The sequence below is a fragment of the Aquidulcibacter paucihalophilus genome (genome assembly GCF_002105465.1).
Taxonomy (GTDB): Bacteria; Pseudomonadota; Alphaproteobacteria; order Caulobacterales; family Aquidulcibacteraceae; genus Aquidulcibacter; species Aquidulcibacter paucihalophilus.
Map to the genome: position 1 here is coordinate 1 of NZ_NCSQ01000081.1, position 10000 is coordinate 10000.

10 protein-coding genes, 1 tRNA gene and 2 rRNA genes (1 of these 13 cut by a window edge) are annotated in these 10000 nt (G+C 53.3%); 3 read left to right on the forward strand and 10 right to left on the reverse strand.

The genetic code is table 11. From position 1 onward, the window contains the following. Positions 1–21: 21 nt before the first annotated feature. From B7364_RS07105 to pyrC, 6 genes are all read right to left on the reverse strand, one after another. Positions 22–615, reverse strand: coding sequence for a nucleotidyl transferase AbiEii/AbiGii toxin family protein (locus tag B7364_RS07105; protein WP_085339332.1), 594 nt, complete (start codon positions 613–615; stop codon positions 22–24). After that, entirely contained in the window at positions 612–1382 is a 771-nt protein-coding gene (locus B7364_RS07110) for a type IV toxin-antitoxin system AbiEi family antitoxin (RefSeq protein ID WP_085339333.1), read from the reverse strand. The genes B7364_RS07105 and B7364_RS07110 overlap by 4 nt, the downstream gene beginning before the upstream one ends. A gap of 86 nt (positions 1383–1468) precedes the next feature. Then, entirely contained in the window at positions 1469–1687 is a 219-nt protein-coding gene (locus B7364_RS07115; protein WP_085339343.1) for a DUF4926 domain-containing protein, read from the reverse strand. Positions 1688–1715: 28 nt separating this feature from the next. Beyond that, the gene (locus tag B7364_RS18385) at positions 1716–1943 is read right to left on the reverse strand and encodes a DUF6883 domain-containing protein (protein WP_408606328.1); all 228 of its coding nucleotides are present in this window, start codon (positions 1941–1943) and stop codon (positions 1716–1718) included. Then, on the reverse strand, positions 1943–3232 hold the full coding sequence (locus B7364_RS07120; RefSeq protein ID WP_085339334.1) for a tyrosine-type recombinase/integrase: 1290 nt from the start codon (positions 3230–3232) through the stop codon (positions 1943–1945). Before B7364_RS07120 ends, B7364_RS18385 begins: the two co-directional genes overlap by 1 nt. Positions 3233–3525: 293 nt before the next feature. Then, on the reverse strand, positions 3526–4602 hold the full coding sequence (gene pyrC / locus B7364_RS07125) for a dihydroorotase (protein WP_198534086.1): 1077 nt from the start codon (positions 4600–4602) through the stop codon (positions 3526–3528). A gap of 177 nt (positions 4603–4779) precedes the next feature. On the opposite strand from pyrC, the gene B7364_RS07130 reads away from it, so the two are divergent. Beyond that, positions 4780–5460, forward strand: coding sequence for a crotonase/enoyl-CoA hydratase family protein (locus B7364_RS07130; protein WP_085339336.1), 681 nt, complete (start codon positions 4780–4782; stop codon positions 5458–5460). 9 nt (positions 5461–5469) lie between these two features. Next, entirely contained in the window at positions 5470–5919 is a 450-nt protein-coding gene (gene rpiB, locus B7364_RS07135) for a ribose 5-phosphate isomerase B (protein ID WP_085339337.1), read from the forward strand. Positions 5920–5941: 22 nt separating this feature from the next. Here rpiB and B7364_RS07140 read toward each other — a convergent pair whose 3' ends face one another. Next, entirely contained in the window at positions 5942–6232 is a 291-nt protein-coding gene (locus B7364_RS07140) for a winged helix-turn-helix transcriptional regulator (RefSeq protein ID WP_232780838.1), read from the reverse strand. Positions 6233–6362: 130 nt separating this feature from the next. Between B7364_RS07140 and B7364_RS07145 the strand changes: the two genes are divergently transcribed. Further along, on the forward strand, positions 6363–6905 hold the full coding sequence (locus B7364_RS07145; RefSeq protein WP_085339339.1) for a carboxymuconolactone decarboxylase family protein: 543 nt from the start codon (positions 6363–6365) through the stop codon (positions 6903–6905). A 67-nt stretch (positions 6906–6972) separates the two neighbouring features. Here B7364_RS07145 and B7364_RS07150 read toward each other — a convergent pair. The 3 genes from B7364_RS07150 to B7364_RS07160 all read right to left on the reverse strand — a co-directional run. Beyond that, positions 6973–7049: transfer RNA gene (locus tag B7364_RS07150), tRNA-Met, on the reverse strand. Between the two features lie 80 nt (positions 7050–7129). Continuing rightward, positions 7130–7244 (reverse strand): 5S ribosomal RNA (rrf, locus tag B7364_RS07155). Between the two features lie 96 nt (positions 7245–7340). Continuing rightward, positions 7341–10000, reverse strand: a 23S ribosomal RNA gene (locus B7364_RS07160) (it continues 130 nt past the right edge of the window).

The window sequence follows — 10000 nt, forward strand, 5'->3', positions numbered from 1 at the left end:
CCGGGGATAGGGAATGTCCGATCAAATAAATACTTTTACAGATACCAACCCTAATATCATGCCCATCCGAATTTCCGGTGTTAGCCCGCCATCGGCAAGCAAGAGGCTAACGTCAAAAAGATCACGTGGGTGCTGCCGATCTAGTGCTGCGCATATCTTTCCGCCAAACAGCTCACCCTTTGACACGACCGGCACTCGCACAAATGTCTCAAAGCGCTCTTGGACACTCTTTGAGCAAACCATATCGCGCACCGGAGAGGCGATGCCGCGAAGCGTTGGATTGACCTCAATTTTGATCTGCGTGCGATGCCTTTGAATATGCAGTTTGACGTCTAATCCAGCATCGACCTGGTGCACCAAACGGGCACGGGTGTTTGGCAATGTTCGCTCGATATTGGTGGCAATGCGACTAAGGGCATTTCTTATCATCGCTAGTGCATCTTCGCGGCCTTCTAAGCCAACATAGGTCAGATCAATATCCACCGATAGGCGAGGCAGATCCCGCTCAAACAAGTTGATGGCCGTACCGCCTTTGAGCGCAAAGCAACGCTCAGCGGCCACAAATGGCAAGACCGCCAAAAGAAGTCTGACTTGGTCCTCGTAAACGGGTCTCAATTCCCACGCTCCATAAGTTCGCGCGGCAGCATGAGCTGCGAACGTGCATCATAGACGCCGTTCTGGACAATTGCCCGAACACCCGAGCCATAATCCAAACCGTCAAGATTTAGCTCTTGAACTATCGGCAGATCGAGCTTGCGAGCCATGAAAGCAAAAAGTCGCCTCACTTTATATGAGCCGCAACCTGCAAGCAGCGCGGTCATGAGTTCAGGCCGCAGATTGCGCAGGCCGTCCATGATGTCATACGCTTCCAGCAGACTTACAGACTTGGGACTCAGATAGAGGAGCTCCAAGATTGCCCGCTCCGGCGCAGAGGATTGAAGCTGAAAGCCTTCATAACTCGCTTTGCGGACACCGAGATGCGGTGGCAGAAAGTTTGTCTGGGAATGCACAAATTCGTTCGACCAAGCGGCTTTGAACCATTTAGGAAGCGTCGCGCCTTTGGGACCAAACAAATGGACTGGTTCAACATCGACCCGCGCATAGTGGGCAAAGCCATCATTGGTTAGGGCCGTAAGACCCCCGACATGGATTGCCAAACCTAATTGCGTTTGCAAACCAGAAAGGGCTGCTTGCCACGTCAACTCATCGTTCGGGCGCTGGAACACGCCGGGGCTTAGCCTTTCCAACCAACCGCTTTTCACATATTGGTTAGCAAGGCTGTACGACACCCCTCGCTGGGTCAGCCATGCTTGAGTGACGAGGCCTTTGCTTGGCCAATCATCAAGGACATTTTGTATTTTTGATGCTACATTCGTATTCATAATATGAACTTATCATAAAATATGAAAAATTCAATGAAGTGGGTATCGGCTGATGGGTGGGAACTTGAAACCGTCAAATAGCTGCCTCAGGCCGCGACTTGCTCATAGGACAAACGAAGAAGCGAAGCGATTGGCAAAGTCGGCATTGAAAAAGTCGCGCCATCTCGGTCACAGAACTCCACAAGCGCAAAGTCGTCATCCAAAAACTCGACCACGGTTCCAACCTGGCCTAGCACGAGACCCAAGTCGCTCTGATCGCTCAAAAGCGCGACGGCATCTAGCAAACTGGGTTGCACTTTAGTCATTGTTTTGTCCTCAGATCCGGCTTGCCTGTCACTCACACCAAAGGCCGAAACAAACTTTGCGACGTCGTCTCCAGTCCACATCACCCGTAATAATCGCACAAAAGCTGATTTGGCGCCATGAATAAGTTTCCAGCCCTATGCCCGATGCAAGCATAAACACTCTTGCCTTGCTGGAACCAATTCGATGGGTCGGAGACAGAATATATTCCGTCAACTTGGCCTCAGAGATTGATACTTTATCACCAAAGGGCTGCATCACTCCCGCCCGATGGCGAACCGTCCGGCTACCTTTTCAGCAATAATCCGTGCGGCAGTATCGCCGGGGTGGGCATAGCGTTCCGTCGATGATGCGTTTGCATGACCTAGAGCTCGACCTACTAGATACAGCGATGCACCATCTTCGACCGCGAATGTTGCAAAGCTATGGCGCAGGTCATGAAGACGGACGTCAGAGAGGCCCGCAAGTTCCCGGACTTTAAGCCAAGCCTTGTTGACCCCTAAGACCGGTTTACCGGAGATCTGAGACATGAATACATAAGGCCCAGAGCGCGGAAGGCCTTCAAGGATCGTCCGTGCTTGCTCCGACAGAATGATCGTACGTGATTTATTCTGACTACCCATCTTGGTTCGCACTGGCGGCAGAACAAGTCGCGAGCGCTCGATGTCAACTTCAGACCAGTTTAGTTCGGTGATTTCGTTACGGCGCGCGCCAGTCAACATGATTAAGCGAATGATGTTGGCATAATTGGGCGCGATCACCCATGCTGCTTGTGCTTCATCAAGAACGTTCCAGAGCCTTTGAGCCTCTTCTGTCGTCATGGATCGTTCACGGCGATTGTCGCGCAGCTTTTGGACTTTGGAGCAGGGATTGGTTTCCAATATCTCTCGCCAAATCGCCCACGAAAACATCGCAGACAGACACCTTAGGCCTCGGGACGCGGCACTCGGTCCGCCTTTGACAATAGAACGGCCTCGTGGCCCCGTCTTTACATCCTGTGAAGTCTTGCCGTCAGCAATGTCTCTTTGCCACGCGGCGAGGTCACTGGGCCTAATGTCCTTCGCGACAACATCATCCAGAAGAGGCTTGATGTGGCGCTTGTACGATGTGGCATCGACCGACCAAGACGATTCCCGCTTTAACGGCTTATCATTAGGTCCATCGCGGAAATACAATTCGAACAACTGGCCGATGGTCGCGTCGCGCATAGCTTTAGCTATGACCAGCCCGCCCTTCCCAGCCAAAGACTTTGCCCGCTCACTTGGCGTCTCTGATAGGTCAACGCCTTTGGTCGCTTCAGTAATGACTTCTCGCGCGCGGTTACGTGCAGCCTCGGGCGTCCAGGGCAGGCCATGCTCGCCAATGGTCATCCATCGTTGTTGACGGTTCACGCGATACTTCACGCAATAGGTCTTCCGGCCACTCGACGAGATCCGCAGCATGAAACCACGCAGCTCAATATCCCAAATCCGCGTGTCGCCGGTCTCGGGCGGCATCGCGGAATCGACAAATCTCTTGTTGATTTTCGCCTTCAAAACGTCTGACATTGTCAACTTCCTATGCCATTTTTGTGCTATCAATCGACCCCATCACGCGACACCATCATCTCAAAAATGGCGAAGTTTGGACCCATTTTCAGCTTTTTNTAAAATCTATGTGACGCAATATATTACGAAAAATCGTGACAAGCCGTGAAAACGCGAAAAAACGAGGGGTTCAATTTTGGTAATGATGAGGTCGCGAGTTCAATCCTCGCCTGTGGCACCAGTTTTCTCTTACGCCCTCCGAAGAATTCGAGCCGAAAAGTTCTGCTAGAAACAGGTGGGCCTTTATGGCCACTTTAGCCCATAAACTTCCAAGCCAAGGTTTGCCCCGCATGGAAGGGAACGACTTGGGTGCCAGCTGCGGCGAGTTGCGCGGGAACAGCTACGGGGACCTTCTCTAGCACCACAGTTTCCTCGTTTACCGGCAGGCCATAAAAGCGGGGACCAAAGAGACTGGCAAAACCTTCAAGCCTGTCGAGCGCGCCTTCTTCTTCAAACGTCTTGGCATAGCTTTCAATCGCATAAGGCGCGTTGAAAATGCCGGCACAGCCGCACGCAGATTCCTTGTCGCCAATCGCGTGCGGGGCAGAATCGGTGCCGAGAAAGAATCTAGGAGAGCCAGAAATGGCGGCCTTTCGCAACGCCAATCGATGGGTCTCGCGTTTGGCAACAGGTAGGCAATAAAAGTGCGGGCGAATGCCGCCTTCGAACATAGCATTGCGATTAAAATCAAGGTGATGAGGCGTGATGGTCGCCGCAATCGGGTGGCTGGAACCTTCCACAAAAGCGACGGCATCGGCGGTCGTAATATGCTCAAACACAATCTTTAAGCCCGGAAAATCGCGGACGATTTGGCTCAAGATGCGATCGATGAAAACGGCTTCCCGATCGAAAATATCGATGTGGGACTCGGTAACTTCGCCATGCAAGAGAAGCGGCATGCCGATCTTTTCCATGGCTGCAAACACGGAATAAAGCTTCTTAAAATCGGTCACGCCATGGCTGGAATTGGTGGTGGCATGGGCGGGATAGAGCTTGCAAGCCGTGAAAACGCCGGTCAGAAAGCCATTTGAAATATCCTCCGGATCGCTGTGATCGGTCAAATAGCAAGTCATGAGAGGCGTGAATTTGAGGGCGGGATCTGTCGCGGCTACAATGCGCTCACGATAAGCAGCACCAAGCGCCGTGGTCGTCACAGGCGGGGCGAGGTTTGGCATAACAATGGCGCGGGCAAACTGGCGCGCCGTGTAATTGACGACAGCGCCTAACATGGCACCATCCCGCAGATGCACGTGCCAGTCATCCGGCCGACGAATGATGAGGCGGGTCACACCTGATTGCACATCCTCGCTCTGCGTCGCCATATCCAACATCTTGTGCCTCTTTCTATCCGACCCCTGCGAGGCTTGGATTAAAGAGGCAGATGTCCTAGGTCAAATCACCTTTGTCGCAATCTGGTCCATCGGCTTGCATCTGCCCAGTTGACCCGCAAAAGGTTATCTCTACTAGTCTGGCCCGAAAGAGAGCAGAAACAAACAGGGAGCCGTGGCATGAGCGCGAGCGTGGAATTCATGGGCGATGTGGCTGTGATCCGGATGGATGATGGCAAGGCCAATGTGATCAATCAAGCCATGGTAGCCTCACTGCATGCGGCCTTGGATGAAGCCGAAGCGAAAGCCAAAGCCATTGTGTTGGCAGGTCGTGAAGGCCGTTTTTCGGGTGGCTTTGACTTGCAGGCTTTAACCGCTTCCGGCCCTGAAGCTGCACTTGCCCTTCTGGATGCCGGTGCGGGTCTTCTCGTGCGTCTATACGGCAACCCCCTGCCCGTGGTCGCTGCTTGCACGGGCCATGCGATTGCAATGGGCGTGTTTATCCTACACGCATGCGATACGCGCATTGGTGCAGCAGGCCCGTATAAGATTGGCGCGAATGAAACGATCAATGGCATGGTTTTGCCGATCTTTGCGCTGGAGCTTTCCAAAGACCGCCTAAACCCGCTGCATATGACGAAAGCCGTCGTGCAGGCCCATATTTATGATTCTGAAGGTGCGGTGGAAGCCGGTTACCTCGACCATCTAACGAGCTTGGACAAAGTCGAAGCCGAAGCCATTGCCTTGGCAGCCCAGCTCGCCCAATTGCCCGGCCATGCCTATCACGGCAATAAGCTCGCCGTTCGCGGCGCGACCTTGGAGCGCATCAAGGCCAGCATCGGCCGCCACCACGGCAAATAGGCCTGAGCCATGACCCAGCCAAACCGCCTCGTGTTGACCAGTGATCATGCCGCGATTGAGTTGCGGCGTGCCATCTACGACCATGTTTCCGCCAAGGGCTGGGAAGTGGAGGATATTGGCCCCATGACAGCTGAAAGTACGCCCTATCCTGAACGCGGTGCCGAGGCCGCGCGCCTTGTCGCTGATGGCCATTATCGTTTTGGCATTCTGCTGTGTGGCACTGGCCAAGGCATTATGATGGCGGCCAATAAGATCAAAGGTGTGCGTTGCGGGGTCTGCCTCGATACTTTTTCCGCCCGTATGATCCGCCAGCACAATGATGCCAATATGCTCTCACTCGGCGCCCGCGTTGTCGGCCTGGGCCTCGCGCTCGATATCGTTGATGCGTTCCTGTCCGCCGAGTTCGAAGGCGGCCGGCATGGGACGCGGGTGGATATGATAAAGGCGTTGGAGGGGTGAGGTTGGGGAGTTTTTGGACGATCTAATCTTTTAAAACATCATGTTTTTCAAGATTTTGCGCCCATTGGTTTGCCCAGGCGTCCAATGAGGCAAACTTCGCTGCCAGCGCCATTCCTATGCTCGTCAACTCGTATCCGCTTTCGCCAAGGTCAACCAAGCCTAGGCCTCTGAGCTCTTTAAGACGCTGATTCAACACGGTTGGAGAGACATCATCGCATCTAGCTCGGAGCACGCGAAATGTTGCCGGGTCATGGCTGAGTTCCCAAAGGAGACGCAGGGTCCAGCGCTGTCCGAGGACATCCAGCAAAACCATGATTGGACGGCCAGTCTGTGAACCGCGAACTGGCGTTCCGGGAAGCTTCTGCAATTTCCGCCCCCATATTGACGCTACATATTTAGTAGCATACTTTCGGCTTGCAATCATCTAGCAAAGCGAACCCGCAATGACCACTCAATTAACGCCAATCACTGAACCCTATCCTGAAGACGTGGCTAAAGTCTTAGTCGGCTATCCACAACAAGGCGGCTACATACTGGCCCTATTCCGTGTCTTCGCTAACAGTTTGAGATTCATGAAGAAAGGGGTCCCCAATCTTCTCGATAAAGACAGCCCGCTGCCCTTACGCATCCGAGAAATTGTTATCTTGCGTGTGACGGCCAACAAGAATTGCGAATACGAATGGGGCGTGCATGTCAGCGCATTTCGGTCTCATGCTAAGCTCACAGACGCACAAATCGCGTCAACCCGAAGCGATCAGGTCGACGACGCCATCTGGTCGCCAGCCGAAGCATGCCTTTTGAGGGCCGTGGACGACCTTTGCGCTTCGGGAAAAATGGACAATAGCATCAGCGAGCAATTTGAACGCGACTGGAGCAAAGAGCAGCAATTGGAAATATTCGCCCTATGCGGCACATATCATACTATCAGCTTCGTCGCCAATGCGGCACGATTGCCAAATGAGCCGTTTGGCGCTCGCTTTCCGTGAGTCGGTATGGACAAAGCCCCGCCAAAAACGCAAAAAAGCCCCGCGTTGGCGGGGCTGGCAGGACACTTGGGTGCGGGGGCAGGATTTGAACCTACGACCTTCAGGTTATGAGCCTGACGAGCTACCGGGCTGCTCCACCCCGCGACAAGTGGTATGGGAAGGTCTGATCTGACATCGTCTGGAAAGGAAGGCGTTTTGAATAAGATACCAAGTGCATTCGGCAGACCCGGCAGCGACCTACTCTCCCGCGCCTTAAGACGCAGTACCATCGGCCCTGGGGGACTTAACGACCGAGTTCGGGATGGGATCGGGTGGGGACCCCCCGGCATAGCCGCCAGGTCGGCGGAATGCACTCGTATCTTATTGTCTGACATCGTCTGGAATGGCACGTTAAGTGCCGAAGAACGGCGCAGTCTTCACTGCGTATGAGATCGTAGGATCAAGCGATTGAGCGATTAGTACCAGTCAGCTTCAACCCTCGCGGGTCTTCCACACCTGGCCTATCAACGTGATGGTCTATCACGGCTCTCAATGAGACCTCGTTTTTAGGTTAGTTTCCCGCTTAGATGCCTTCAGCGGTTATCTAGTCCATACTTAGCTACCCAGCTGTGCCGTTGGCACGACAACTGGTCCACCAGAGGTATGTTCATCCCGGTCCTCTCGTACTAGGGACAAATCCTATCAAGTCTCGACACCCACGGTAGATAGGGACCAAACTGTCTCACGACGTTCTGAACCCAGCTCACGTACCACTTTAAATGGCGAACAGCCATACCCTTGGGACCTGCTCCAGCCCCAGGATGTGATGAGCCGACATCGAGGTGCCAAACACCGCCGTCGATATGGACTCTTGGGCGGTATCAGCCTGTTATCCCCGGAGTACCTTTTATCCGTTGAGCGATGACCCTACCACGCAGGATCACCGGATCACTATGGCCGACTTTCGTCTCTGCTCGACTCGTCAGTCTCGCAGTCAGGCAGGCTTATGCCATTGCACTCAACGACCGATTTCCGACCGGTCTGAGCCTACCATCGCGCGCCTCCGTTACACTTTGGGAGGCGACCGCCCCAGTCAAACTGCCCGTCATACAGGGTCCCGGATCCCGATAAGGGACCGCGGTTAGACGCCACCGAAAATAAGGGTCGTATTTCAAGGGTGGCTCCACCAGGGCTGGCGCCCCGGCTTCAAAGCCTCCGACCTATCCTACACATACGTTCGATAGCGCCACTGTAAAACTGCAGTAAAGGTTCACAGGGTCTTTCCGTCTGGCCGCGGGAACTCCGCATCTTCACGGAGATTTCAATTTCGCTGAGTCTATGGTGGAGACAGTGGGGAAGTCGTTACGCCATTCGTGCAGGTCGGAACTTACCCGACAAGGAATTTCGCTACCTTAGGACCGTTATAGTTACGGCCGCCGTTCACCTGGGCTTCAATTCAGAGCTTGCACCCCTCCTCTTAACCTTCAGGCACTGGGCAGGCGTCAGACACTATACGTCGTCTTGCGACTTCGCAGTGCCCTGTGTTTTTGATAAACAGTCGCAACCCCCTGGTCTGTGCCACTCTCCCTTGGTTGCCCAAGAAAGAGTCTCCCTTCTTCCGAAGTTACGGGAGTAATTTGCCGAGTTCCTTCACCATAGTTCTCTCAAGCGCCTTGGTATGCTCTACCTGACCACCTGTGTCGGTTTCGGGTACGATCTAATGCTGGGGCTATTTCCTGGAACTCCCAGGCTGCCAACTCAATCCGATAAGAGTTGACAACTTTCGGCGTTCGTCACCACCAGCTGGCCCACGAATATTAACGTGGTTCCCATCGACTACGCCTTTCGGCCTCGCCTTAGGGGTCGGCTAACCCTGCGCAGATTAGCTTTACGCAGGAACCCTTGGTCTTTCGGCGAGAGGGTCTCTCACCCTCTTTATCGCTACTCATGCCAACATTCTCACTTCCGATACCTCCAGTGTCCATTACCAGACACCTTCACAGGCTTACGGAACGCTCCGCTACCGCTTCATCAAAGATGAAACCCCGAGCTTCGGTAAATGGCTTAATCCCCGTTACATCTTCGGCGCAGGTTCGCTTGACCAGTGAGCTGTTACGCTTTCTTTAAATGATGGCTGCTTCTAAGCCAACATCCTGGTTGTCTAAGCAAACCCACATCCTTTCCAACTTAGCCATTATTTGGGGACCTTAGCTGCGGGTCAGGGTTGTTTCCCTCTTGACGACGGACGTTAGCACCCGCCGTCTGTCTCCCGTACTGTACTTCCAGGTATTCGGAGTTTGGTTAGGTTTGGTAATCCGGTGAGGACCCCTAGCCCATCCAGTGCTCTACCCCCTGGAGTAATCATACGAGGCACTACCTAAATAGTTTTCGCGGAGAACCAGCTATCACGCGTTTTGATTGGCCTTTCACCCCTACCAACAAGTCATCCGAGAATTTTTCAACATTCAACGGTTCGAGCCTCCAGTCACTGTTACATGACCTTCACTCTGCTCATAGGTAGATCAACGCGTTTCGGGTCTAATACAACGAACTCGACGCCCTATTCAGACTCGCTTTCGCTACGCCTACACCTAACGGTTTAAGCTTGCTCGTTACATTAAGTCGTTGGCCCATTATACAAAAGGTACGCTATCACCCCATAAAGAGGCTCTAACTGCTTGTAGGTATCCAGTTTCAGGTACTATTTCACTCCCCTCGTCGGGGTGCTTTTCACCTTTCCCTCACGGTACTTGTTCACTATCGGTCGCACAGGAGTACTTAGGCTTGGAGGGTGGGCCCCCCATGTTCAGACAGGATTTCACGTGTCCCGCCCTACTCGAGGACGATTTGCTTTTTACTGGTACGGGGCTGTCACCCGCTATGGCGTGCCTTTCCAAACACTTCCCATTATTACAAATCGCCACTGGCCTGGTCCGCGTTCGCTCGCCACTACTAACGGAGTCTCGGTTGATGTCCTTTCCTCTAGGTACTGAGATGTTTCACTTCCCTAGGTTAGCTTTTTAACCCTATGTATTCAGGTTAAAATACCTTCTTTTGAAACTGAAGACCTTAGGCCATCACCGAAATGATGGACTAAAATCAACAGTTTCGAAGGT

Bases quoted from the DNA above. Each gene is read 5' to 3' on its own strand.
- B7364_RS07110 (WP_085339333.1), bottom strand. From the start codon at position 1,382: ATGAATACGAATGTAGCATCAAAAATACAAAATGTCCTTGATGATTGG.
- B7364_RS07115 (WP_085339343.1), bottom strand. From the start codon at position 1,687: ATGACTAAAGTGCAACCCAGTTTGCTAGATGCCGTCGCGCTTTTGAGC.
- B7364_RS18385 (WP_408606328.1), bottom strand. From the start codon at position 1,943: ATGCAGCCCTTTGGTGATAAAGTATCAATCTCTGAGGCCAAGTTGACG.
- B7364_RS07120 (WP_085339334.1), bottom strand. From the start codon at position 3,232: ATGTCAGACGTTTTGAAGGCGAAAATCAACAAGAGATTTGTCGATTCC.
- pyrC (WP_198534086.1), bottom strand. From the start codon at position 4,602: ATGTTGGATATGGCGACGCAGAGCGAGGATGTGCAATCAGGTGTGACC.
- B7364_RS07130 (WP_085339336.1), top strand. From the start codon at position 4,780: ATGAGCGCGAGCGTGGAATTCATGGGCGATGTGGCTGTGATCCGGATG.
- rpiB (WP_085339337.1), top strand. From the start codon at position 5,470: ATGACCCAGCCAAACCGCCTCGTGTTGACCAGTGATCATGCCGCGATT.
- B7364_RS07140 (WP_232780838.1), bottom strand. From the start codon at position 6,232: ATGGTTTTGCTGGATGTCCTCGGACAGCGCTGGACCCTGCGTCTCCTT.
- B7364_RS07145 (WP_085339339.1), top strand. From the start codon at position 6,363: ATGACCACTCAATTAACGCCAATCACTGAACCCTATCCTGAAGACGTG.